A 26,065-nucleotide genomic window follows, 5' to 3' on the forward strand; every position below is an offset into this window, starting at 1 on the left:
GACTTAAGCGGTTAATGCTGCTTACTTAACGTATATTTCAAAATAAGCGGCCCTATTAGGGTCGTTAGGGCGATAATCATAACTAATATTGCAAACTCTTTAGCTGGTATCACCCCAAGTTGACGGCCCATTTCCGCGAAAACTAGCCCAACCTCTCCACGAGGTACCATAGCGGCACCAATGATACATTTTTCTTGCCAGTTCTGACCTGCTATTAAACCTGCCACGAACTTACTTAATACAGCAATAAACGCTAACCATCCTAGAATGACTAAACCTGTAAAACTTGAATCTAACTGGCTGAGATCGAGGCTAACTCCGACATAAACAAAAAATATCGGGCTGAATATTTGCACCAGCGGGCGAGAGGACAGTTCTAGTTTATAAGTGTAAGGAAAGGGATTTTTCAAAAATTTATTTAATGGCGAAGTAAACTGCCGCGATATACCCATGCCAACTGCAAACCCACCTAATATTGCTGGTGTGCCAAACCAGTGTGCCAGCCATGCAAACATGCTAATCAGTGACATTACCACAAACACTTCATAACCCGGGATATTCGTTTTGGGACGTAACCAGCGGGTAAAATAAATGATAGCTCTAACAAGTGGGGGGCTGAAAACGATAAAACTGGTTATCGTGATAAACAACATCAGTGTTGAGCTTAATGCCAATTCACCTGAGGAAGCAAAATGAAACAACAAACTAAGCAGTATCACTCCGACAATATCATCAATTACCGCGGCTCCAAGAATAATATGTCCAGCTGAACTTTGGGTCTGTTTGTATAGTGTTAACACGCGCATTGATATACCAATGCTGGTGGCGGTGAGGGCACAACCAAAAAATAAGGCTGTAAAAGGTGCTAGGGACAACCAATAAAGACTGGCAAGTCCTGTTGTTAATATGGGTAAAGCAATCCCTAATAATGCGACCCGAACGGCTTGACCTCCTGCATTGACGAGCCGTTTTATTGAGGTTTCGCACCCAATATCAAAAAGTAATAGGATAACCCCAAGTTCTGCGATAATAGCTAATGTGCTATTAGGTTCTACCCAATTGAGAATAGATGGCCCCAGTAATATCCCTGCAATAACTTCACCCACCACGCTTGGACACCCAAGTTGGTCGCTCAGTTCACCGAGTATTCTACCTACCACTAGAATAAAGAATAATGACATTACAAAACTATCTATTGTCATTTTGTCTGCCTTAGTTTGCGCTATATCCCTTGATTCAATTTGATCTCAGAAAGTTGATTACGATCAACTTTCTGATTAATTATTAAACACAAACGTACTCTATTGACTAAACTAATGATAGCTAATAAGACATGGTTTACTGTGTTTTAGCGGAAAAATATTTAGTTGGAACTTTCAATTATTTACTATTTGAGCTAGGCGAGTTGGTTATTTGGACGACTGTTTTTAACGGTGACATTTACCTATAAAGCTCAGCTGATGGGATTTTTAGTTCAAGCCACCAGCAATGAAGATTGTTATATAGCACAACTAATCAGGACATCACTATTTCAGTAGCTGTACATCAAAAATTGGCAGACTTAAGGAGAAGGAAATGGATAAGGTGTTTATTATCGCGCAAATGGAACAAGCACATACCGATGCGATAGCGAGCGGTTTGCTGTTAGCTAAGCAATTGAACAAAAATGCGGAAGTTTTTGCTTATTCTTATGCTTATTTTAGTGGTCCTGAAAGTTATAACCCTCGTTTAGTCAGCGTTGCTCAAAAGCAGTTAATGGATCAACGAGAAGCTGAATTAAAGCAGCATCTCGTGGATCTTAAAGGTGAAGATATTCCGGTACACATGGTGTGGAGCAAATATTTATTTGAACATGCCTGTCATCATTCTATTCGTCATGGATTTGACCTTATGGTGAAGGCTGTACATCATGCAGACCATTATTTATCCACTGACTGGCAGTTGATACGCCATACTCGGATCCCGTTATTATTATTAACCAGTAATCCACTCACTAAAGGCAACGCAACGTTGATGGCTGTCGATCTTGCTACTCATGATCCTATTAAGCAACAGCTCAATAGCGTTGTAGTGGCATATGGTAAGCAACTTGCAGAAGCTACAGGGACCAAATTACATTTAGCGTTTGTGCTTAGGGTACCCAAAATATTACGAGATATGGATTTGATTGATACCCATGCTCTTGTTAAAAAGGCATATAAAGATCATCAAAAACAGATTGCTCAATTTAATATGGATCCCGAATGTATCCACATTATTGCTGGTGAGCCTGAGCTGTGCTTGTTTGAGCTAGCCTGCAGATTGAAGAGTGAATATTTTGTGATTGGTGCTCGGCAACGAGAAGGATTATTAGGACGGATTATAGGTAATACTGCTGAGTTAGTTTTAGAGCGGATGCGCAGTAACGTATTGATTATCCCAGCAGATGATCAATTGCTTGCGCCTTTAACCTGGTAGTTTTTCTGCAAATTAACGGTCACATCAACGAACCGTTAGGTATTTTTAGTTAGTTGTCATTTTAAAAAATACAAAAAGCCCGCATTACTGAGTATATCCAGAGTGGCGGGCTTTGTTATATTAACCATTTAAGATTAATTAAAAAGTCATTTCTGGCACATGGTCTGGTACCACTAACTTACCAGCTGTTTTTGTGACGATTTCTTCAACAGACACGCCAGGGGCTCGTTCAAGTAAATGGAATGCGCCATCTTTAATTTCCATAAAGGCCAAATCTGTCATTACACGTTTAATGCAACCATAGCCCGTTAATGGCAGTTCGCATTTTGACAATAACTTTGAATTGCCGTATTTGTCTGCATGCATCATGGTGACAATAATGTTGTCAGCACCAGCGACTAAATCCATTGCGCCGCCCATGCCTTTAATCAGCTTGCCTGGGATCATCCATGAGGCGATAGAGCCGTTAACATCAACTTCGAAGGCGCCTAATACGGTTAGGTCTACGTGGCCGCCACGTATCATTGCAAAGCTCTCTGCCGATGAAAAGAATGACGCCCCAGCAACTGCGGTAACTGTTTGTTTGCCGGCGTTGATGAGATCGGCGTCTATGGTTTCTTCGGTTGGAAACTCGCCCATGCCGAGTAGACCGTTTTCAGATTGCAGCATCACTTGCATGCCTTGTGGAATATAGTTAGCCACAAGAGTAGGGATACCAATACCTAAATTAACGTAAAAACCGTCTTGTAATTCTTTTGCTACGCGCTGGGCGAGTTGTTCTCTGGTCAGTGCCATGGTGTTGTCTCCCTTATTTCGCAGCTTTGACGGTACGTTGTTCGATACGTTTCTCAAAGCTGGCTTTGATAACGCGATCAACATAAATACCTGGTGTATGGATGTGGTCTGGATCTAACTCACCCGGTTCAACAATTTCTTCAGCCTCAACCACGGTAATTTTACCTGCGGTGGCCATCATTGGATTGAAGTTAGCGGCGGTTTTTCGAAATACCAAATTACCCATGGTGTCGGCTTTCCATGCACGAACTAAGGCAAAGTCTGCCGTCAATGATTCTTCTAATACGTAGTGACGACCTTTAATTTCACGGGTTTCTTTACCGTCAGCAATCGGCGTGCCGTAACCTGTTGCGGTGAAAAATGCCGGAATACCCGCACCACCAGCACGAATTTTTTCAGCCAATGTGCCTTGTGGCGTGAGTATTACATTAAGCTCACCAGACAACATTTGTTGTTCAAAGGTGGCATTTTCGCCAACATAAGAGGCTATCATGGTTGAAATTTGATGTTGTTTAAGTAATAAACCTAAACCAAAATCATCAACACCAGCGTTGTTTGAAATAGCGGTTAAGCCTTTCACACCCAATTTAACCATGTGGTTAATTAAGCCTTCAGGAATACCACACAAACCAAACCCGCCGACCATAATGGTCATGTCGTCACTCAGTCCTGCTAGTGCTTCTTCATAGCTGTGGACGACTTTATTGAATCCTGCCATCTTGTTGTCCTTATCGTTATATTGATATCAACGGTTAGCGGTATGCTACGTTAACCATTTTTAGTATATGTGATTATGTTCTGATTGCATTTGCCACTTTAGACCCATTGCTTCGGCCTAATGCGCGGCTAATGTTGTCGCCAGCAAATGCAAGCTTAGCTAAGTCAATGCCGGTATCTATTCCCATGCCATGGAGCATGTAGACCAGATCTTCAGTGGCGAGATTACCGGAAGCGCCTTTCGCATATGGGCAACCACCAAGACCGGCGACTGATGCATCAAACACGCTGACACCAGTGTCGAGACAGGCCAGAATATTGGCTAATGCTTGACCGTATGTGTCATGAAAATGCAAGGCTAACTTATCAACCGGAACCACTTTGGCGACAGCTTCAACCATTTGCCGCGCTTTATTGGGAGTGCCAACACCGATGGTGTCGCCTAATGATATTTCGTAACAACCCATTTTATAAAGGATCTCAGATACTCTCGCGACTTCTCTCACATCAATGTCGCCTTCGTATGGACATCCGAGTACACAAGACACGTAGCCACGCACTGCAATCCCATGTTGTTTGGCGGCTTCCATCAACGGAATAAAGCGCTCGATTGACTCATCAATAGAGCAATTAATGTTTTTTTGACTAAAACTTTCTGATGCTGCGCCAAAAATAGCCACTTCATCAGCGCCAGCCGCTAACGCTAGTTCAAACCCTTTTAGGTTAGGGGTTAATGCACTGTAAACCACACCAGCTTGTCGTTTGAGTTGCTGCAATACGGCATCAGAATCGGCCATTTGTGGCACCCACTTAGGTGACACAAAGCTGCCTGCTTCAATACGCTTAATACCTGCATCACCAAGTTGTGTGATTAGCGTGAGTTTGTCTGCAGTGGTCACTGGCACTTCGTTTTGTAAACCGTCACGGGCGCCAACTTCAAAAATGCTCACTTTAGTCGGTAACATTTACGCTTCCTCGACGTTAGCTTCAGAGGCTAATGGTTCAACGTTTAATAGTTGTGCACCGTCACTAACAAGCTCACCGCTTTGGAAATAAAACTCGCTCACCACGCCATCAAATGGTGCCTCGATGGTGTATTCCATTTTCATGGCTTCCATCACTAATAAACCTTGGCCTGCTTTAACTTGCTGGCCCACTTCCACTAAATGAGTCACAACAGTGCCATTCATGGGGGCCTTAAGCTTATCTGCATGGTTAACCACTTCTTCAATCACTTGAGCCAATATGGCTTTAAAGTGATAACTGCCAGATGGTAAAAATAGCGTAAAGTCATCGCCTTCATGGCTAACAGGGATTTTGCTCTTATGGCCATTAATCTCAGCTAAGAGTAAATCGGCTTTCAATTCACCCGCTAACGTCAACACTTGGTCGTGTAAACACAATTGATATTGTTCGCCAACGGCTGTCAGTAGCAAGTCATGTTGTTGCACTTCGGCTGATGCGTCAGTTAATAACGACACACGATGCACGCTTGAACTATTGAGTCTAAAGCCGCTCACGAGGCCCCAAGGTGAATACGGGTCAGCACTGTTAATGGCCAGCGCTTTTGCCGCTTGCTTACGTGACAACACCTGAAAAAGTCCTGCTAGTGCTAACGCAGTATCTGCTTCAATAGCGGCATCTCCAATTAAGGTGTCGCCATAACGCTCAATAAAGTCAGTACAGAAGTCTGCCGCAGCAAAGGCTGGGTGTTCAGCAATGTTGGCTAAAAACTCGATGTTATGTTTAAGGCCACTGATTTGGTATGACTCAAGTGCATGCACTAAACGTTGTAGTGCGCGAGGGCGCGACTCATCCCATACAATCAGCTTGGCGATCATCGGGTCATAAAAGTTACTGATGACATCGTTTTCACGAATACCTGAATCGATACGCACGTGACGATTTTGTTCTGGTTCACGTAAAAAATTGAGCTTGCCACTGGCCGGTAAAAATTCGTTTTGTGGATCTTCAGCGTAAATTCGCACTTCAAATGAGTGACCATGAATACGCACTTCATCTTGGCGCAGCGGTAATTCACCACCACTGGCGACAACTAGCTGCCATTTTACTAAGTCTTGGCCTGTGACCATTTCGGTAACCGGATGCTCTACTTGCAAACGGGTGTTCATTTCCATGAAGTAGAAGCTATTATCGGTATCGAGTAAAAACTCAACGGTGCCCGCGCCAACATAATCAATGGCTTTGGCGGCTGCAACGGCTGCGTTACCCATCTGAGCTCGTAGTTCGTCTGACAAACCTGGAGCAGGTGCTTCTTCAACCACTTTTTGATGGCGACGTTGAATAGAGCAGTCACGATCCGATAAATAAATCGCATTGCCATGAGTGTCGGCAAATACTTGTACTTCAACATGACGTGGTTGACGTAAGTAGCGTTCCATTAACAGTTTGTCATTGCCAAATGACGAGCTGGCTTCACGGCGTGCTGATTTAACCGCTTCAAGGATTTCGCCTTCGTGTTCTACGATACGCATCCCTTTACCGCCACCACCATAGGCCGCTTTAATCAGTAACGGGAAGCCAACAGCTTTGGCTTCTGCTATTAACGTGGCATCCGTTTGATCGTCGCCATGATAACCCGGCACTAAGGGCACATTGGCTTTTGACATGATTTTTTTGGCGGCACTTTTGCTGCCCATAGCATCAATCGCATCGCTACCAGGTCCGACAAAGGCGATGCCATTTTGCTCACATTTACGGGCAAACTCGGCATTTTCTGATAAAAAACCGTAGCCGGGGTGAATGGCTTCTGCGCCCGATTTTTTGGCTATTTCAATAATTAAATCAGCTTTTAAATATGAGTCCGCTGGGGCGCTGCCGCCTAGGTAAAACGATTCATCGGCCATGGCCACATGGCGGGCATCTTTGTCAGCATCAGAATATAGGGCGATGGTGCGAACACCCATGGTTTGAGCCGTTTTAATAATACGGCAAGCAATTTCACCACGGTTAGCAATCAGTAATTTGGTAAACATTATTGGGCTCCTTGTGGATCAGATTTAGCGGTTTGCCATGTTGGCGTACGTTTTTCAAAGAAAGCATTAAGGCCTTCTTGACCTTCATCTGATACACGAATCCGAGCAATTTGCTCGCTGGTAAAATTGAGCGTAGCGTCGTCAATCACGCCGTTTTCTAAATGCGATACGAGACTCTTTGCCCATGCCATGCCCTGAGGGCTATTGGCATTAAATGCTGCGATGAAGGGGGCCGCAGCTGCATCTAAGTCGTCGTTAACTTCATGAATGACTTGATGGGTTAAGGCAACATCAGCACTAAAGCGTTCAGCGGTCAGCATAAAGCGACGCGATTGGCGATTACCCATAGCACGAACCACATACGGGCTTATCACAGCAGGGATAAGCCCCAGCTTGACTTCGCTTAAGCAAAAGCTTGAACGGGTGTTGGCAATGGCAATATCGCAACAACAAATTAGTCCTAACGCGCCACCAAAGGCTGCACCTTGTACTAAGGCAATAGTGGGTTTTGGAAACTTGTCTAACACGTGCATCAACTTGGCAAGCTCGTGGGCATCAGTCAGGTTTTGTTCAAAGTCCATTTTTGCTTGTTTGCGCATCCAATTGAGGTCGGCGCCAGCACTGAAGTTTTTGCCATTAGCACGTAATATCAACATATTGCATTGACTGTCTTTGGCAAAGCTTTCGATAGCCTGGATCATCTCGCTGATCATCACTTCATCAAAGGCATTATGTACTTCAACTCGGTTTAAAATGAGCTCTGCCACCCCTTGATCTAAGCGGCATTCAATGAACTTATATTGGTTTGATAACATTATTTATTACTCCTTAATTAGCTGAATTAACCGCACAATTACATGCGGAACACCCCAAAGCGGGTGTCTTCAATAGGAGCATTTAATGCTGCCGATAAGGCTAAGCCGACTACGTCACGCGTTTGCGCCGGATCAATAATTCCATCATCCCAAAGTCGGGCACTGGCATGATACGGATGACCTTCTTTTTCGTATTGTTCAACAATTGGTTTACGGAAGGCTTGCTCGTCTTCTGCCGACCATTCAATGCCTTTACGCGCTAAACCATCGCGGCGCACTGTGGCTAATACACCAGCAGCTTGTTCGCCACCCATTACCGAAATACGGGCGTTTGGCCACATCCACATCATGGTCGGTTCAAATGCGCGACCACACATGCCGTAGTTACCCGCGCCATAACTGCCACCGATAATCACGGTAAATTTAGGCACGTTAGCGCAAGACACTGCGGTCACCATTTTGGCACCATGTTTAGCAATGCCTTCGTGTTCGTACTTTTTACCCACCATAAAGCCGGTAATATTTTGCAGGAATAACAGCGGAATTTTACGTTGGCAACACAGTTCAATGAAGTGAGCGCCTTTTTGCGCCGATTCAGAAAATAAAATGCCATTATTGGCTACAATACCGACAGGATAACCATGAATACGGGCAAAACCACACACTAGGGTTGCACCATAGTTAGCTTTAAATTCGTCAAAGTCAGAGTCATCAACCACACGGGCAATGACTTCTTTTACATCAAACGGCTTTTTAAGATCAGTACCAACAATGCCGTACAATTCATGGATATCGAATTGTGGTGGTTTGACTGGACTTAATAAGCTTTTGATTTCTTTTTGATGATTAAGTCGCAGTACTGCACGGCGAGCGAGTTCAAGCGCGTGGTCGTCATTTTGCGCTAAATGATCGGCAACACCCGATATTTTAGTATGAACTTCTGCGCCGCCAAGCTCTTCTGCGCTGACTTCTTCACCGGTAGCCGCTTTCACTAATGGAGGCCCGGCTAAAAAGATGGTGCCTTGATCTTTAACAATAATAGACTCATCGGCCATTGCAGGAACATAAGCACCGCCTGCGGTACACAAGCCCATGACGACAGCAATTTGCGGAATACCTTTGGCTGACATTTGTGCTTGGTTATAAAAAATTCTGCCGAAATGATCGCGATCTGGAAATACTTCATCTTGGCGAGGTAAATTCGCGCCACCAGAATCGACTAAGTAGATGCACGGTAAGTGACAACGGCTGGCGATGTCTTGCGCGCGTAAATGCTTTTTAACGGTAATCGGGTAGTAAGTGCCGCCTTTGACCGTGGCATCGTTGGCGATAATCATGCACTCAATACCACTGACACGACCGATACCAGCAATAACGCCTGCCGCTGGGACTTCTTCGTCATAGACTTCGTAAGCGGCAAATTGCGATATTTCTAAGAAAGGTGAACCTGGATCGAGCAGCTTTTCAACGCGCTGGCGCGGCAATAACTTACCACGAGATAAATGGCGTTCTAAGGCAACAGGGCCGCCGCCTTGTTCGATTTTTTTTAGTTTTTGTTGAAGATCATCGACCAATAACGCCATGCTGTCTGACTTGGCTTTAAATTCGTCACTGCGAGGATTGATACGGCTGCTCAGTTGCGTCATTTCTATATCCTTAATGAAGCAAAAAATAAGGGGGCTTGATTAAGGCGACATAGCACGCTTGATATGTCGCCTTCGTACTGCAAAAACTGGTTATTTTGACTCGTTAAACAATTCGCGACCAATTAACATGCGGCGAATTTCAGAGGTGCCTGCACCAATTTCGTAAAGCTTAGCATCACGTAATAAACGACCTGTTGCGTACTCGTTGACATAGCCATTGCCGCCCAGTAATTGAATGGCATCTAAGGCCATTTTAGTGGCAAGCTCAGCGCTGTATAAAATCGCACCAGCGGCGTCTTTACGGGTAGTTTCACCGCGGTCACATGATTTAGCCACACTGTAAACATAAGCGCGTGCAGCATTCATACCCGTGTACATATCGGCTAATTTACCTTGTACCAATTGGAATTGACCAATCGATTTGCCAAATTGTTCACGCTCATGAATGTATGGCACTACGATGTCCATGCAAGCAGACATAATGCCTAATGGGCCACCAGACAACACTACTCGTTCGTAATCAAGGCCGCTCATAAGCACTTTTACGCCATTATTGAGGCCGCCTAAGATGTTTTCTTCTGGCACTTCACAGTCTTCAAATACCAATTCACAGGTGTTTGAACCGCGCATACCTAGCTTGTCTAATTTTTGTGCTTGAGTAAAACCTTTAGACCCACGTTCAACGATAAACGCAGTAATGCCATGTGCACCTTTTTCGATGTCGGTTTTGGCGTAAATAACATAGGTGTGGGCATCAGGACCGTTGGTGATCCACATTTTATTGCCGTTAAGGATGTAGCGGTCACCTTCTTTGCGAGCATTCAGTTTCATTGAAACCACATCTGATCCCGCATTAGGTTCGCTCATCGCAAGTGCACCAATGTGCTCACCACTGACTAGCTTAGGTAAATATTTTGCTTTTTGAGCGTCATTACCATTACGGTTAATTTGGTTTACACATAAGTTTGAGTGAGCGCCATAACTTAACCCAATAGAGGCTGATGCGCGGGAGATTTCTTCCATTGCGACAACGTGCGCAAGGTAACCCATGTTGGCTCCACCATATTGTTCATCAACAGTGACACCTAATAAGCCCATATCGCCAAGTACTGGCCATAATTGATTAGGGAACTCATTGTCGATATCGACTTGGGCGGCCATAGGCGCAATTTCGTTGGCGGCAAACCCGCGAACAGCGTCGCGTAACATGTCAACATCTTCACCTAAACCGAAGTTTAAACTGGTATATAAATCGCTCATTTTCATGTGTCCTGTTGAATTTTTTATGGTCTGGTAAAACATTTGCTGCCAACGCTTTATGGTTTCGTTTTTGGCAGTGGGGCAAAGCTATTGGCTGAATTGAGTCAGCCAGTTATTTTTTGTTGTTATTTGGCTTTCTTAGTCGAATTGTCGGCTAATGCCGCTTTGCACTGTTGTTCGGCTGAATTTAGCTCCATTAGCACGACTTTAATGTCGTCCATTTGTTGTTGAAGAGCCGATTTTTTCTCGTTCACTAAATCAAGCATAGTTTGTAGTTGAGTTGAGCTGCTTTTATCCGCGTCGTAAAGTTCAAATAAACGTCGTGTTTCTGCTAACGAAAATCCAAGGCGTTTGCCGCGTAAAATAAGTTTTAAACGCACTCGGTCTTTCAGGCTATAAATTCGGGTTTGCCCGCGACGCTTAGGTTTAATCAAGCCTTGGTCTTCGTAAAAACGAATACTGCGGGTGGTGATATCAAATTCTTTTGATAAGTCACTGATTGAATATGTTGATTGAGGAATGTGGGTTGTGCTCATCATGTCACCAAAAGTGTTTCTTTTGATGCAAGATATATGAAGTTTACGTAAAGGTAAAGTTTGCTAGATGGTTTTCAGTTTAATGCGTGTTAATTTTGCTTGCCACTCAAACACTAATTATACATTAACATATTGTTATTTAGTGTATTTTATTACTGATAGTATTTGACCAGCACAAGTTAAACACTCGATTGAAACTTAAGGTTTTTTTGTTGGTTTTAGTGGTTGTTATCCCTTTGTCTAATAGGGGTATTTAATGAATTCTGCTCATAATCACTGTAATACAAGTTGATTAACGGAGAACAATATGGCTGATGTAGGACTATCAATGCACGCACAATCGATAGCCGATCCCGAAGTGTTTTGGCAGCAAGCCGCTGAAGCCATTAGCTGGGATCTTGCGCCCCAAACGGTACTTGATGATAGCAATAAGCCTTTTTACCGTTGGTTTGCTGATGGCAAGATGAATACTTGTTTTAATGCCGTAGACCGTCACGTATTAGCAGGAAGAGGTGAACAAACAGCGATTCATTACATTAGCCCTGTGACGCACAACGAATACTCAATTAGTTATCAATCTGTGTTGGCTCAGGTAAAACGCTTGGCTGGATTGATGGTGTCACTTGGTGTTGAAAAAGGCGACCGAGTGGTTATTTACATGCCAATGGTGCCAGAAACAGCTTATGCCATGCTGGCATGTGCACGGATTGGTGCGATTCATTCTGTGGTGTTTGGTGGTTTTGCTGCCAATGAGCTTTCTACGCGGATTAATGATGCGAAACCTAAGTTAATTCTGTCTGCTTCATGCGGCATTGAACCTTCTGGTGTCGTACCGTACAAACCTTTACTCGATGACGCATTATCTCAAGCGCAACATCAAGTCGAACATTGCATAATTTTGAATCGAACTGAATTCCAAGCGCAATTACAGTCGCCAAGAGATCTTGATTGGTACAGTGCGCTGGTGGATGCGCCTGATGCTGATTGCGTGTCTTTGGATGCCACAGATCCTTTATATGTTTTATATACCTCAGGTACCACAGGGCAACCTAAAGGTGTCGTACGCGACAATGGCGGCCATGCAGTCGCATTAGCGTGGTCGATGAAACACATTTATGACATTGGTGTGGGCGATGTTTTTTGGGCAGCATCAGATGTTGGCTGGGTAGTAGGGCATTCATATATTGTTTATGGGCCATTGCTGGTGGGTGCGACGACCATAATGTACGAAGGTAAACCTATTGGTACCCCTGATGCGGGTGCATTTTGGCGAATTATCGAACAAAAAAATGTTCGTAGCTTTTTTACCGCACCAACAGCTATTCGGGCTATAAAACGAGAAGATCCTGAAGGCGAGTTTATTAAACAATTCGATTTAACTTGTCTTAAACAGATGTATTTAGCGGGGGAGCGTTGCGATCCTGACACCTTAAACTGGAGTCAGCAGCAGTTAGGTAAACCAGTGATTGATCATTGGTGGCAAACTGAAACTGGTTGGCCTGTCGCGGCAAACTTGATGGGCACCGATCCGATAGAGATTAAAGCCGGATCGCCTGCGCGAGCAGTACCTGGATATCAAGTGGAAATTCTTGATGCTATGGGACTGCCTGTGGCACCTAATGAAAGCGGTAATGTGGTGATAAAGCAACCATTACCACCAGGCACATTAACGACTTTGTGGCAAAATGATAAACGCTATATCGACAGTTACTTGTCTATGTATCCTGGTTATTACTTAACTGGAGATGCAGGTTATGTCGATGAAGATGGTTATTTATACATTATGAGCCGAATTGACGACATCATAAATGTTGCCGGACACCGTTTATCTACCGGTCGATTTGAAGAAGTTTTATGTCAGCATGAAGCGGTGGCCGAGGCTGCGGTAATTGGTGTGCAAGATAAACTAAAAGGCCAGGTGCCTCTTGGATTAGTCGTGCTTAAAAATGGCGTTACCTTGTCAGATGAAGCTCTTTATAAAGAGTTACTTGCCTTGGTACGTCATGAAATTGGCCCAGTGGCTTCATTTCGGCTGGTAAGTGCTGTGCAAAAGTTGCCTAAAACCCGCTCTGGAAAAATATTACGAGCCACAATGCGTAAAATTGCAGACAATCAAGAGTACACCATGCCAGCAACGATTGAAGACCCACAAACCTTAGATATTGTTCGCAATGCGTTGACTAAAATGGGTTATGCTAATGCACTAACTACTGAGATAACATGATGTTACTCTTCAATATTTAGCCATGCCAAATGATAAGGTGATTTTAAATCGAAACCATAAAAAACCAGTGTTTTTATGGTTTTTTCTATTGTGACACGATGTTATCTCCTAATAAACAGATTGGGCATACATTGTAAAAAACAGCGTTTCCGCGTTTTGTTACTGGTAATTTAGTTACAAGAATCGCTATAATTGCCACCCAAATGGATTCGCACTACGCGATTAATCTCTGTGACCTGTGGAAACATACACTATGAATAACCACACCCAACAATCTCACGTCGGCGTTATCGGCCTTGGTGTTATGGGCAAGAACCTCGCATTAAACATTGCTGACAACGGCTACCATGTTGCAGTTTTCGATTTAGATACTCCAAAAGTCAACGCAGCTGTGGCTCAAGAAGAAAGTGAGCGTAAAGCGGGTACGGCACCGCGCATGCAGTCATGTAATAATCTTACAGAAATGCTGGCTAAATTAGTTGAGCCTCGAGTTATTGTATTATCTGTGCCTGCTGGTGCGCCTGTTGACGGTGTATGTAAATCGTTAATTGAAGCTGGTATTGAAGCCAACGATATCGTTATTGATACGGGTAACAGCCTTTGGACCGACACGGTAGAACGCGAAGCACGTTATAAAGATCAGTTTGTTTTCTTTAGCTCTGCAGTGTCTGGCGGCGAAGTAGGTGCACGTTTTGGCCCATCTCTCATGCCCAGTGGTGATGAAAAGGCATGGCGTTATGTTGAGCCAATTTGGAAAGCTATTGCTGCTAAAGTGGATTCAGCAACGGGTTTACCAATAGAGCGTTTTGAGCCAGGCAATCCGGTAACCGAAGGTGAGCCGTGTACAACTTATATTGGTCCTGCTGGTTCTGGTCATTACGTTAAAATGGTTCATAACGGCATTGAATATGCTGATATGCAACTTATTTGCGAAGCGTATCAATTGCTCAGTGACGGCTTAGGCATGTCTGCCTATGACATTGGTGACGTGTTCAATGGTTGGAATAAAGGTATTCTTAACAGTTACCTTATGGGGATTAGTGCTGAAGTCTTACAACAAGATGATCCATTAACCGGTAAGCCATTAGTTGAAATGATTTTAGATAAAGCAGGCCAAAAAGGCACTGGTTTATGGACTGCAGTGAGCAGCTTGCAAATTGGTTGCCCTGCGCCAACGATTGCTGAAGCCGTTTATGCACGCGCTGTGAGCACTCAGAAAAACTTGCGTATGCAGTTAAGCTCGAAGTTAGCAGGACCTGCACCAGTCAGTTTTAGTGATGCTGAAAAAGTGGAATTTATTGCTAATCTTGAAGATGCATTATATTGCGCTAAAGTGTGCTGTTATGCGCAAGGTTTCCAGTTAATGGCGATGAATGCTAAAGAGCAGAATTGGTCTTTAGATTTTGCTGAAATTGCTAAAATTTGGCGAGCGGGTTGTATTATCCGTGCTACGTTCCTGCAGTCAATTACTAAGGCTTATCAAGAAGATGCAAACCTTACGAACTTATTAATGGCTGACACTTTTAGTCAAACATTATCGCAAAAACACCTTAACTGGCGTAAAACGGTCGCAGCTTCTGTTATGCAGGGCATTCCTGCTCCATGTATTAGTTCGGCAATTGCCTATTATGACAGCTACCGCTGTGAGACATTACCCGCTAACTTGTTACAAGGTCAGCGCGACTTTTTCGGTTCACATACTTTTGAACGCACCGATAAACCCGCTGGTGAGAAATACCACTTAGACTGGAGTGCGAAGCAGCGTACTTTAGCTAAGGTGTAATTAGTCTTACATTATAAAAAGGCGCTTCATTTTACAATGAAGCGCCTTTTTATTTAGCTAAGGAAAATGGTTAGGTTAGCGAAAAGTACAATCCAATGCTAAATAAGACGCTAAAAATCATCGTCAATTTAGCTGTTTGCCCAAGGATAGGATTTAATGCTTCACCAGTATTATTATGAAATTCGCGACTCAGGTTACGTGCGATTACTAATGATACACCTGCTAATAATACGGGTAACCCATCGAGCGACCCGAGCAAGAATCCCGCGATAATGATACCAAATGGTAAGTAGACAAAACTTTGATATAGCACTTTTGCTTGTGCTTCACCAATTCTTACCGCAAGAGTATTTTTACCTGCTTTTGTGTCGGTAGAGATATCTCTAGTGTTATTGACCAGCATAATGGCAGCATTAAAAAAACCAATAGCACAGCCAAGTAACCATGCTGTCATGGTGGTGGTGCCTGCTTGTAAATAGTAACTGCCAACAACGGCCACTAAGCCGAAAAATACAAATGCAGCAATTTCGCCTAATCCATGTGATGCCAGTGGGTAGGGACCTCCGCTATAACATAACGCGCCTAATATAGAGGCTGTTGCAAGAATGGCTATTGGCCAGCCACCGTGAACGATTAGCAATGAACCTACTAATAATGATATGACTAGGCAACCAATCATGGCATTTCGTACAGATGACGGAGCAAGAATACCGCTTTGAGTGACTCTTATTGGACCGATCCGCTCTTCGGTGTCGATACCATTCTTAAAGTCAAAGTAGTCATTAGCGAGATTAACTGAAATTTGCAATAATACTGCACATAGCATTGAGGTAAAGGCGATGAGTAAGCTAAATTGTTCGAGCCCAATCGCTAGCATATTTCCGATTAATAATGGACCGATAGCCGCCGGTAACGTGCGAGGACGGATAGCCATAAACCATGATTGCATTGAGCTAGGTTGCATAATATTGTGAGGCGCACTGTTGATTAGTCATATCTAATAGCATACCAAATATTCAATTAGGCTGCAGATATGAATATTTGCGTTACATCACTATTTCGTGATTTGTCACGAGATGACTTAAATTCAACAATTACCATAGAATAAGCTAGAAAACATCAGCTTAACTAAGGTAACCTTAACGTTAATCCAAGTTGTAGAGAAGGTGTTATGAGTCAGGTATTAAACGATTTATTGTCATTGTTGTCACTTGAGAAAATTGAGTTAGGTCTGTTTCGCGGCCAGAGTCAAGATTTAGGCTTCGGACACGTGTTTGGTGGCCAGGTGATGGGACAAGCGTTAAGTGCTGCAAAACAAACGGTTAGTGAAGACCGCCATGTACATTCTTTACATTCATACTTTTTACGTGCGGGTGATGAAAAATTACCGATTATTTACGATGTTGAAAATATGCGCGATGGAGGAAGTTTTAGTGCGCGTAGAGTAAAAGCGATTCAGAAAGGTCGACCTATTTTTTATATGACCTGTTCGTTCCAAACGGTTGAAGAAGGCTTTAATCATCAAGATGTCATGCCCGATGTGCCAGGACCTGAAGGTTTATTGAATCAGCAAGAACTTGCAGTGACTATGCGTGATAAAGTACCAGCGAAAATGCTCGAAAAATTTATGGCAGACTCTCCGATTGAAATGCGTTTAGTTAACCCGGTTCATCCTATCGCCCCTAACACAACAGAGGCAAAAGGGTATGTATGGCTACGTGCCAATGGGCAAGTACCATCGGATCATAGTATTCAAGAGTATTTACTCGCTTACGCATCGGATTTTAATTTTTTAGCCACAGCAACTCAGCCCCATGGTGTGTCTTTTTTAACTCCAGGTATGCGCATGGCCACTATTGATCATGCCATGTGGTTTCATCGCCCATTTAATATGGGAGAATGGCTCTTGTACTGTATTGATAGTCCCAATGCAGGCGGTGGTCGTGGATTTGTGAAAGGGCAGTTTTTTGATCAGCAAGGACGTCTTGTGGCTTCTGCCACACAGGAAGGTTTAATCAGAATGACCAAGTAGGACGCTAACATGTTAATAATTAAGAAAGGGATACAATTCGCGGTTGTCACTTTGATTGCCATAATACTCAATGGTTGTGTGACGATTGAGCCTGAAAAGCCAGTCATTGTAAATGGCTATGCAGGTTATGCAGAGAAAATTGCCTTGCCACAAGGGTGTAAAATTAACATTGCATTAATTGATTTTAATACTCCGGGTGCGATTATCTCTCAAAAAAACTTTGATATAGCCAGAGCACCCGTTCCATTTAAATTCACCTTACCTGCTGAGTTAGTCAAAAGCGGTGTTGATTACGGTGTTGTGGCAATGATCACTTATCAAGGTAATGCTATTTTTCAAACGTATGATAAGTTCCGTGTGATCAGTAACGGTCAATTTACCACTCAAGTGTTAATGAAACGCGTTAAATAGCCACTTCGTAATCTAGTTCACAAACTCTTATGCCCGTCATTGATCTATTTATTTGGCGGGTAATAATCTGTTTTCTACCCTAATGTGCTGTTTAGGTTGTTTATGACAGAGTTATCTCAGACTTATCGCTCGCATGCGCAAACTCGTTTAATTTGGGCTTTGTGCATCGCTTCTATGGTGATTTATATTAATTTGTACACAGTACAAGGCATGCTGCCGTCTATTGCGGAACATTTTGATGTGTCTGGCGCACAAGCTACTTTGGTGTTATCTGTTACCAGTTTCACCTTAGCTTTTTCATTGCTTTTTTATGCAGTTTTATCTGACAGGATAGGACGGTTGGCTCCTATTGTGGTGAGTTTATGGCTGCTCGCAGGGTCGAATATTTTATTAGTGTTTGCCCAAACATTCGATGACTTATTATGGGTGCGCTTATTGCAGGGCATTTTGTTGGCCGCTGTGCCCGCGATTTCGATGGCCTATTTTAAAGAACAATTAGCTCCCTCTTTTATGCTCAAAGCTGCTGCCGTATACATTATGGCCAACAGTATGGGCGGTATCGCAGGACGAATTTTTGGTGGATTAATGGCACAAAATTTATCATGGCAGTCGTCAATGGGGTTGGTGTTTTTGGTCACGTTAATGGGGGTGGCATTGGTAACGTATTTATTGCCGCGTAAAGAAATTAAATCCCCAGTGGTTAAGCAAAAAGTCTCTTTGCGACATAAGGTAAAGCAAGATATAGATGGCTTTATGTTCCATTTGTCTGACTCGCAGATGCGCCTCGCTTATGCCATTGGTGGCTTAGCATTTATGATGATGGTCAATCAGTTTAGCTTTATTCAATTGCATATTATGGCTGAACCATATGGTTTGAGTCGCTTTAATGCGACCTTGATTTTTCTCTGTTATTCAAGTGGCACATTTGCTTCTTATTTGTCGGCAAAATGGATTATGCGCTATGGCTCGATGCCATTATTTAGAGTGGCTTTATGCTTAATGGTCGCTGGCACGTTGTTGACTTTGGTGGATACATTGACTGCCATTGTGGTGGGTTTTCTGATCAGTGCTTGCGGATTTTTCTTAACTCACAGCTGTTGTAATTCGTTTGTTGCTATCCGTGCCACCAGTCATCGCGCTAAGGCAACGTCGCTCTATTTATGTTGCTATTATCTTGGCGCATCCCTAGGCGGACCTTATTTAATGATGTTTTGGCACGAAGCTGAATGGAATGGAGTGGTTGCGGGGTCTATGAGCCTTTTGGCGCTGCTTTTAGTGGCTGTCTGGCGTTTAGGGATACATCAACAACAGGTTATTGATGTTCCCGTACCCGATTAACTCTCGATAAATTGTTTACGGTCTAGTTCAAACTTACGCATTTTGTCGTACAAGGTTTTACGGGGTAATTCGAGTTGTTCCATGGTTAATTTGATGCTGCCTTTGTTGTGGCTTAATGCTTCTTCAATTAACATTCTCTCAAAGAACTCCACTCTTTGCTGAAGCGACATGCTGGTGTGCATAGTGGTGTGGTTATCTAAATTACCAGCAAAAGCGGCTTCTGCACCAAGTAACACATAACGTTCTGCTAAATTACGTAACTCGCGTACATTACCAGGCCAGTCGTGAGAGGTTAGCACCATCGTTTGCTGGGGATTTAATGCTATGAGTGCTTTATGGTAACGAGCCGAAGCAATTCTGGCAAAATGTAAAAACAGCAATGGAATGTCTTCTCGGCGATCTCGTAGTGGAGGAATGACAATGGTCACTAGGTTAAGACGATACAATAAATCTTGTCTGAATTTCCCTTCTTCGCACAGTTGCTGCAAGTTTAATTTTGTTGCCGCAATAACCCTGATGTCCAAATTAATCGGCGTATTTGATCCTAATCGTTCGACTTTACGATCTTCCAATACACGCAATAATTTAACCTGTAAGGCCATAGGAGTGCTTTCTATTTCATCTAGAAGTAGCGTGCCACCATTAGCATATTCAAACTTACCGATGCGGCGTTTGTCTATGCCAGTGAAAGCGCCAGATTCTGCACCAAAGAGTTCACTTTCAATGAGATTTTCAGGGATTGCACCACAATTAATGGCGACAAAATTAGCTTTGTTACGATAACTATGGTCATGCAGATATCGGGCGACAAGCTCTTTACCTGCACCGGTTTCACCTTCAATCATGATATCTGCAGGTGTGTCGAGCACTTGGTCAATAAGATGGCGCATTTTCATCACACCAGGACTACTGCCTAAAATACGTGGACCAGGTGCTATATGCGATTCAAGTTCGCGTTTAAGTTTACGGTTTTCTAGTGTTAGCGCACGCTTATCTAACGCGCGTTTAGTCACATCGAGTATATGTTCGTTGTTAAATGGTTTTTCGATAAAGTCGTAAGCACCTTTCTTGAGTGCGTCTACCGCCATAGCAATGTCACCAAAACCCGTTAATAGTACTACAGGTAAGTCACTGTCTTGTTGTTTCAGTTGTTGCAATAAACTCAAACCATCGAGTTGCGGCATATTAACATCAGAAATTACTATGCCAGGCCAGTTAGCGGTAATATGGCTGGAGATAGCTTGCGGATTCGTAATCGCCAACGCGTTGATATTCTCTAGTTTAAATAACTGCTGTAACACGATACCGATATGAGGTTCATCATCAACAATAATAACTTGATAATTATTGATGTCTTGAATTTGAGTCACGTTTACACTTCCTCACGTAAATAAAGTGGCAAAATAATATGGAAAATAGCCCCACCGTGTATGGCATTCTCGACAGTAATAGAACCTTGCATAGATTCGATAATTCGCTGAGAGATGGACAATCCTAAGCCTAGTCCTTGGCGCTCACTGGTGGTGTAGTAAGGTTCAAAAATTTTATTCATTTGGCTTTCTCTCACGCCTGGGCCACTGTCTTGAATGCTTATATTGACCTTGCTGTCGCAATAGACTTCGATTTGTAATTGTCGCTCTGTAGATTGCTGCATTGCGACGATAGCATTACTAATAAGGTTAACCAGTACTTGTTGTAATCTGACGCTGTCGCCCCATATTTGGCATTTGCCTGTTAATAATTTCAGCGACAATTTAACACCTTGTTTGTCCATTTCAGGTTGAACAATGGTAAGTGCTTGCTCAATTGATTGATTAATTTCGGTGGCGTTGTCTTTACCCTGAGATTTACGTGTAAAGCTTTTAAACTGACCAATAATATCTGCAAGCCTATCGGTTAGCTCTATCATGATTTTGATATTGCTGCTGGCATCTTCAATCATATTACGGCCAATGAAGGTTTGAGTGTTTTGTGCGTAACTGCGCAGTGCTGCCAGCGGTTGATTGAGCTCGTGGTTAATGCTGGCTGACAGGCTACCTATGACCGTAAGCTTTGCCGCTTGGATTAGTTCGTCTTGAGTGTCTTTTAATTGGGTGTTGGCTTGTTCAAGATCCAATGTACGCTCTTTTACTCGTTGTTCGAGTAGATTTTGAGCTTGGTGCATTCTGCGTAAATTTTTACGGCGCTCAATGCTGTAAAGTATAAAAAGTGTTAATAATAAATAGAGTGTGGCTGCCAATAGCATTATTGGCGGTAACGATTCATATAAGGGCTTCATTGGAGTAAGAATATGAACGTTCCAATTAGCATTGGGCATCAATTGGTGACGTTCAAGGTATTTTGCGTGGCCTTCAGATGATGATATTTTATATACCTGTTTAGTATCGGAATTGCCGAGCATAAAAAGAGGGCTTACACTAAGCTCACCAATGGGCCGGTTGGCATAGCGTTTTGATGAATTTAGAGCAAAACGTTTAGCCTGTGTCAGTGGTGTTAATGAATTAAATCGCCAACTATTAATGCTTGAAAGAAACACTATATTATCTGGATCGCTGATCATAAACTCATATTGGCTTGCGATGGCAATACCACTACTTTGTTGTTCAATCAAACTTATATCCACTTTTACAACCACTACACCCAATACCACGCCTCTATGATATACCGGATTAGCAAAGTAGAATCCGCGCTTATTTGATGAGGTACCAACTGCATAATATCGTCCAGACTTCCCTGATATCGCATCGATAAAGTAAGGCCTAAATGAATAATCATGATTAATAAAAGAGTTTGGTACATCCCAATTACTGGCGGCAATAGCCACGCCAAGCGCATCGGTGAGGTAAATGTCTGACGACTCAGTGACTTGCTGTAATTCAGATAAATAAGCGTTGAGCTTTTCGATTGTTTGAGGATTGCGTTGATCAAGTAACCCTTGTTCTAAGATGGGGTTTTGTGCAAGTACTGCAGGAATATTTTCGTAGTGTGAAAGGGCGTTATCAATAAAAATTACCAGTTCATTAATTTGCTTTTCAGATTGCTCAGCAATGGACGTTGTGCCTTGTTCAAGTAAATACCAATATGTAACTCTAAGGGTCAGTAATAACCCGATAATGAGCATCATGCTCATTACAACATTTCGTTTTTTGGTAGTCGAGAATGAAAGCATGCATATTCCCAATCGATAATGATTATGATGATTATTGAGCAAAGTAAAAAAACGAGCCTTAATAAATTAAGGCTCGTCTATAATACGCGAATTATCAAGTTAATAGCCGTTTAATTTGTCTATGTATTCGGGTAAAAATAGAGAAATTTGTGGAATATAGGTAATCAACATCAAGAAACCGAGTAACAACACTAACCAAGGAAGGCACGATTGAATTACCCACCCCATACTTTTTCCTGTTATCCCTGCGGTGACAAACAGATTGAGCCCTACAGGCGGTGTGAGCATGCCTATCTCCATATTGACCACCATAATGATGCCTAAGTGAATAGGATCGATACCTAACTGGGTTGCGATAGGGAACAAGATTGGCGCCATAATCAACAGAATAGCTGAAGGCTCCATAAAGTTACCCGCAGCTAATAACAGTAAGTTGACGATAATCAAAAAGCCCCATGCGGGTAATCCAAATCCGACAATCGTTTCGGCGATAATGTGCGGAATACGTTCGGTGGTTAATACATGGGCAAACAGCATGGCATTAGCAATAATGAACAGCAGCATAATACTGACTTTAGCGCCATCACGTACTACATGACGGATTTCTTTGTCGGTAGGTGTTTTAATAACGGCAAGTAACATGTGCCCTATGTTACGTAATGAGGCTCCCACTAAAGACTCTTGTTTATTTCGCCAAGCGACATTTTTAAGAGGGCCAATATCACGATAACCAAATACAGCAATAAAGTAAGCATATACACAAGCTACTGCCGCAGCTTCAGTTGGGCTTGCTACACCACCGTAAATAGAACCTAGCACAATCAGAATGAGTGCTAAACCACCCATCGCTTTAGCACTTGATATCGCTAATGCTTTAACGCCAGGAAAAGGACGTGAAGGCAGCTTTTTAATCCGAGCAACGATATAGATGGCCAGCATTAAAATACAACCCATCATTAAGCCTGGTATTAAACCGGCCATAAACATTCTAGCTGCAGACACTTCTGTCGCGGCTGCATAAACCAGCATTACAATCGATGGTGGAATTAAAATGCCTAATGTACCCGACGTAGTGATAACGCCTGCTGCAAATTTTTCTGGATAACCCGCACGCACCATACCAACAATAACAATAGAGCCAATAGCCGCTACAGTAGCTGGTGATGAACCCGATACCGCTGCAAATAGCATACAAGCCATCACTGATGCCATGGCAAGACCACCGCGGATATGACCTACGCTGTCCATCGCAAAGTCAATAATACGTCTTGCTACGCCACCAGTAGACAAAAATGCCGATGATAGAATAAAGAATGGGATTGCCAATAAAGTGTAGTGTTCTGAAGTCGACTCATACAGTTTTAAAACAATCGAAGCGAGCGAATCATTTGAAAATAACAAAATAGTCAGCATGCTTGAAAAGCCTAAAGCGATAGCAATAGGCATACCAATCATCATGCAAATAAACAAAGCAATAAATAGTGTTGCTATAGTCATTATTTCGCGTCCTTATCATTTTGTTGTTCTGATGATGTGGATAGCGCAGCTTCATCGATTAAATGCATGCTGTCTTTTGCTTCATCGGCCAGTTGGAAACCAACAGCTTTATTGCGCAAAATAGCGATAAACAATTCAATAAAACGCCAAGTGAGCATTGAAAACCCGATAATTAAAATGCTTTGAGATAACCAAATAGGAACTGCACCGTCTTCTACGTCGATGCGTAATGTTTCCCAGGCAAAATCTGGATCTAATTGATGAATAAACCATGCAGGAAAGTCGATATCTTCCATTGGAATACCAATTTGGTACATTTGGCTAAGGTAGTCCCAAGCCCCTTTTAAAAACATGCCACAGTAAACAATGCAACACAGGCACGCAAAGATAGCGACTGCTTTCTGTGGCTTACCAGATAGCTTAGATACAAAGGCATCGACACCAATATGTGCTCCTACTTTAACGCCATAAGACATACCAAATAATACAAACCAACCACAAAGAGTAAGGGTCAGTTCTTGGATCCATAAAAAACCGGTGTTAAAAAAGAAACGAGCAATAACTTCGCCAAAAACTAGCAACGTCATTAATGTAATTAATAAATTAAGGAACCCTTCTTCAAAATAACCAAATAGTCTTGAAATCACGGTCATACTCCTTGAATAAAAAAAGGTGGTACTGATGCAAGAATGCGTTCAGTACCACGTCAAGTACGGAGACTATTTAGTATTTGCTGCTTGAGCGGCATCAATCATGTCTTTACCAATTTGATCTTCAAACTTAGCCCAAACTGGTTTCATAGCGTTAACCCATTGCTGGCGTGCAGCAGGCGCTAACGTGACTAATTCAGAGCGCTTAGAATCAATAATGGCTTGTCTATCTTGATTATCTTTTTCAGCCGCAATTTTGTTACCAAGTGCGATAGCTTCGTCTAGTGATGACTTAAAAATAGCTCGTTTATCGGTGGGTAGACCTTTCCAGAAGGTATTTGAGGTCACTACCATGTAATCTAAAACGCCATGATTACTTTCTGTTATGTGACTTTGTACTTCATAGAATTTCATTGAGTAGGTATTTGACCAAGTGTTTTCTTGACCATCAATGGCGCGTGTTTGTAGCAGAGTAAACACTTCTGAAAATGGCTTTTTAACAGGAATCGCGCCAACTGCATCAAATTGAGCTGCAATCACATCAGATGCCATAATACGGAACTTTTTGCCGTTAGCATCTTTTGGTAATGCCAATGGATCGTTCGCTGAGAATTGCTTCATGCCGTTGTGAAGATAACCTAGACCAACAAGGCCTTTACGGTTCATTGCGTTTAATAATTTTTGGCCTGAATCTGATTGCTGAAAACGATCAACTGCTGCCATATCTTCAAATAAGAAAGGTAAATCGAAAATCTGTAGTTTTTTGGTAAAACGCTCAAACTTAGATAATGACGGTGCTACAAATTGCACATCGTTTAGGAGTAGTGCTGCTAGCTCGTTGTTATCCCCAAATAACTGTGAGTTAGGAAATACGTTAACAACGTATTCACCAGGTAAACGCTGCTCTATTAATTCTTTAAACTTAAGTGCCATTTGTCCTTTTGGTGTGTTTTCTGCAACAACATGCGAAAATTTAATTTCTACAGGTTCAGCAAAGACATTAAAACTCGCTGCCAGAATAGTAGCAATTGTTGCTAGTTTAGCAATTGATTTGAGTGGGCGTGTAAAGGTACTGGTGGATTTTTTCATAATAATTAACTTCCTTTTTTTAGTGTTATATTTTCCTCAAGGTGGTGACTTGTCCCAGAACAAGTACGCCATAAACGCTTTATGAGGATAGATCAAACATAGCAAGCATTAGGCCAGAATGTTAATTATTTGTAACTCAATGAAATATATTAACTTTAATTTAATAAGGAAACCGGAGAGCGATTTTATGTGTGGATTGTCACACAGTAGAAAAGGGGTAATGGGTGGAATGTCGCACATTGTCATTGATCGTGATGTGAAGAGAGTATTTATGACTAGCAGAGTAATAATAGTTTACATGGACTTAATTAAAACAAGAAAGAAATAAAAATTAGACATAAAAAAACCACCTTTCGGTGGTTAATTTATGAATGCAATATATGCATTAAATACCAAATAATTGGTGGAGCTACACGGGATCGAACCGTGGACCTCTTCACTGCCAGCGAAGCGCTCTCCCAGCTGAGCTATAGCCCCAAATTCTAGCTGACTAAAACTAAAATTTTAAAAATATGGTATCCCATAGGGGATTCGAACCCCTGTTACCGCCGTGAAAGGGCGGTGTCCTAGGCCTCTAGACGAATGGGACACATTTGATACGTTATACTCTGTATCGAGTGAATACTCATTGGTGTCTGTAGGCTAAACAC

The 26,065-nt window shown here is 42.6% G+C and carries 21 protein-coding genes and 2 tRNA genes; 6 read left to right on the plus strand and 17 right to left on the minus strand.

Features of this window, described 5'->3' with window-relative positions:
- Nucleotides 1-11 precede the first annotated feature (11 nt).
- The gene (locus AAEY99_RS12825; protein WP_101086539.1) at nucleotides 12-1,202 is read right to left on the minus strand and encodes a cation:proton antiporter; all 1,191 of its coding nucleotides are present in this window, start codon (nucleotides 1,200-1,202) and stop codon (nucleotides 12-14) included.
- 373 nt (nucleotides 1,203-1,575) lie between these two features.
- Here AAEY99_RS12825 and AAEY99_RS12830 point away from each other — a divergent pair, with 373 nt between their 5' ends.
- Nucleotides 1,576-2,457: a universal stress protein gene (locus tag AAEY99_RS12830; protein ID WP_101086540.1), complete on the plus strand. Its 882-nt coding sequence runs from the start codon at nucleotides 1,576-1,578 to the stop codon at nucleotides 2,455-2,457.
- A gap of 138 nt (nucleotides 2,458-2,595) precedes the next feature.
- On the opposite strand, the gene AAEY99_RS12835 is transcribed toward AAEY99_RS12830, so the two are convergent.
- The 8 genes from AAEY99_RS12835 to AAEY99_RS12870 all read right to left on the minus strand — a co-directional run bounded on the left by AAEY99_RS12835 (nucleotide 2,596) and on the right by AAEY99_RS12870 (nucleotide 11,222).
- Nucleotides 2,596-3,252, minus strand: coding sequence for a 3-oxoacid CoA-transferase subunit B (locus AAEY99_RS12835; protein WP_182744745.1), 657 nt, complete (start codon nucleotides 3,250-3,252; stop codon nucleotides 2,596-2,598).
- A gap of 13 nt (nucleotides 3,253-3,265) precedes the next feature.
- A complete protein-coding gene (locus AAEY99_RS12840; protein ID WP_182744746.1) occupies nucleotides 3,266-3,970 on the minus strand; it encodes a CoA transferase subunit A in 705 nt (234 codons plus the stop codon).
- A 73-nt stretch (nucleotides 3,971-4,043) separates the two neighbouring features.
- Nucleotides 4,044-4,934: a hydroxymethylglutaryl-CoA lyase gene (locus AAEY99_RS12845; RefSeq protein ID WP_351010713.1), complete on the minus strand. Its 891-nt coding sequence runs from the start codon at nucleotides 4,932-4,934 to the stop codon at nucleotides 4,044-4,046.
- The gene (locus AAEY99_RS12850; protein ID WP_351010715.1) at nucleotides 4,935-6,965 is read right to left on the minus strand and encodes an acetyl/propionyl/methylcrotonyl-CoA carboxylase subunit alpha; all 2,031 of its coding nucleotides are present in this window, start codon (nucleotides 6,963-6,965) and stop codon (nucleotides 4,935-4,937) included. It lies immediately after the preceding gene.
- Nucleotides 6,965-7,780: an enoyl-CoA hydratase-related protein gene (locus tag AAEY99_RS12855; protein WP_351010717.1), complete on the minus strand. Its 816-nt coding sequence runs from the start codon at nucleotides 7,778-7,780 to the stop codon at nucleotides 6,965-6,967. The genes AAEY99_RS12850 and AAEY99_RS12855 overlap by 1 nt, the downstream gene beginning before the upstream one ends.
- Before the next feature lie 38 nt (nucleotides 7,781-7,818).
- Nucleotides 7,819-9,426: a carboxyl transferase domain-containing protein gene (locus AAEY99_RS12860; protein WP_351010719.1), complete on the minus strand. Its 1,608-nt coding sequence runs from the start codon at nucleotides 9,424-9,426 to the stop codon at nucleotides 7,819-7,821.
- A gap of 90 nt (nucleotides 9,427-9,516) precedes the next feature.
- Entirely contained in the window at nucleotides 9,517-10,686 is a 1,170-nt protein-coding gene (locus tag AAEY99_RS12865) for an isovaleryl-CoA dehydrogenase (RefSeq protein WP_162023562.1), read from the minus strand.
- Between the two features lie 125 nt (nucleotides 10,687-10,811).
- A complete protein-coding gene (locus AAEY99_RS12870) occupies nucleotides 10,812-11,222 on the minus strand; it encodes a MerR family transcriptional regulator (RefSeq protein WP_011638175.1) in 411 nt (136 codons plus the stop codon).
- Nucleotides 11,223-11,529: 307 nt separating this feature from the next.
- Here AAEY99_RS12870 and AAEY99_RS12875 point away from each other — a divergent pair, with 307 nt between their 5' ends.
- The gene (locus AAEY99_RS12875) at nucleotides 11,530-13,446 is read left to right on the plus strand and encodes a propionyl-CoA synthetase (protein ID WP_351010721.1); all 1,917 of its coding nucleotides are present in this window, start codon (nucleotides 11,530-11,532) and stop codon (nucleotides 13,444-13,446) included.
- Between the two features lie 253 nt (nucleotides 13,447-13,699).
- The gene (gnd, locus tag AAEY99_RS12880; RefSeq protein WP_351010722.1) at nucleotides 13,700-15,229 is read left to right on the plus strand and encodes an NADP-dependent phosphogluconate dehydrogenase; all 1,530 of its coding nucleotides are present in this window, start codon (nucleotides 13,700-13,702) and stop codon (nucleotides 15,227-15,229) included.
- A gap of 70 nt (nucleotides 15,230-15,299) precedes the next feature.
- On the opposite strand, the gene AAEY99_RS12885 is transcribed toward gnd, so the two are convergent.
- Nucleotides 15,300-16,193 (minus strand): 1,4-dihydroxy-2-naphthoate polyprenyltransferase, encoded by an 894-nt coding sequence (locus AAEY99_RS12885; protein WP_101086550.1) that lies wholly within the window; start codon nucleotides 16,191-16,193, stop codon nucleotides 15,300-15,302.
- Between the two features lie 207 nt (nucleotides 16,194-16,400).
- Between AAEY99_RS12885 and tesB the strand changes: the two genes are divergently transcribed.
- The 3 genes from tesB to AAEY99_RS12900 all read left to right on the plus strand — a co-directional run bounded on the left by tesB (nucleotide 16,401) and on the right by AAEY99_RS12900 (nucleotide 19,010).
- The gene (gene tesB, locus AAEY99_RS12890) at nucleotides 16,401-17,261 is read left to right on the plus strand and encodes an acyl-CoA thioesterase II (RefSeq protein ID WP_011638171.1); all 861 of its coding nucleotides are present in this window, start codon (nucleotides 16,401-16,403) and stop codon (nucleotides 17,259-17,261) included.
- 9 nt (nucleotides 17,262-17,270) lie between these two features.
- Entirely contained in the window at nucleotides 17,271-17,672 is a 402-nt protein-coding gene (locus tag AAEY99_RS12895) for a YbaY family lipoprotein (protein WP_101086551.1), read from the plus strand.
- A 102-nt stretch (nucleotides 17,673-17,774) separates the two neighbouring features.
- Nucleotides 17,775-19,010 carry an MFS transporter gene (locus tag AAEY99_RS12900; protein WP_101086552.1) on the plus strand — a complete coding sequence of 412 codons (1,236 nt, stop codon included), beginning with the start codon at nucleotides 17,775-17,777 and terminating at the stop codon, nucleotides 19,008-19,010.
- Here AAEY99_RS12900 and AAEY99_RS12905 read toward each other — a convergent pair.
- The 7 genes from AAEY99_RS12905 to AAEY99_RS12935 form a co-directional block, all read right to left on the minus strand.
- Nucleotides 19,007-20,380, minus strand: a complete 1,374-nt coding sequence (locus tag AAEY99_RS12905; RefSeq protein WP_101086553.1) for a sigma-54-dependent transcriptional regulator — start codon at nucleotides 20,378-20,380, stop codon at nucleotides 19,007-19,009. The two genes, AAEY99_RS12900 and AAEY99_RS12905, sit on opposite strands and share 4 nt — an antisense overlap.
- 2 nt (nucleotides 20,381-20,382) lie before the next feature.
- Nucleotides 20,383-22,179: a sensor histidine kinase gene (locus AAEY99_RS12910; RefSeq protein WP_162023557.1), complete on the minus strand. Its 1,797-nt coding sequence runs from the start codon at nucleotides 22,177-22,179 to the stop codon at nucleotides 20,383-20,385.
- Nucleotides 22,180-22,278: 99 nt separating this feature from the next.
- Nucleotides 22,279-23,676, minus strand: coding sequence for a TRAP transporter large permease (locus AAEY99_RS12915; protein ID WP_101086555.1), 1,398 nt, complete (start codon nucleotides 23,674-23,676; stop codon nucleotides 22,279-22,281).
- Nucleotides 23,676-24,329, minus strand: coding sequence for a TRAP transporter small permease (locus AAEY99_RS12920; protein WP_351010725.1), 654 nt, complete (start codon nucleotides 24,327-24,329; stop codon nucleotides 23,676-23,678). Before AAEY99_RS12920 ends, AAEY99_RS12915 begins: the two co-directional genes overlap by 1 nt.
- Nucleotides 24,330-24,395: 66 nt before the next feature.
- Nucleotides 24,396-25,415, minus strand: coding sequence for a TRAP transporter substrate-binding protein (locus AAEY99_RS12925; protein WP_351010726.1), 1,020 nt, complete (start codon nucleotides 25,413-25,415; stop codon nucleotides 24,396-24,398).
- A 401-nt stretch (nucleotides 25,416-25,816) separates the two neighbouring features.
- A tRNA-Ala gene (locus tag AAEY99_RS12930) sits at nucleotides 25,817-25,892 on the minus strand.
- A 36-nt stretch (nucleotides 25,893-25,928) separates the two neighbouring features.
- A tRNA-Glu gene (locus AAEY99_RS12935) sits at nucleotides 25,929-26,004 on the minus strand.
- Nucleotides 26,005-26,065 lie beyond the last annotated feature (61 nt).

Source organism: Shewanella sp. S1-58-MNA-CIBAN-0166 (assembly GCF_040310085.1).
Taxonomy (GTDB): Bacteria; Pseudomonadota; Gammaproteobacteria; order Enterobacterales; family Shewanellaceae; genus Shewanella.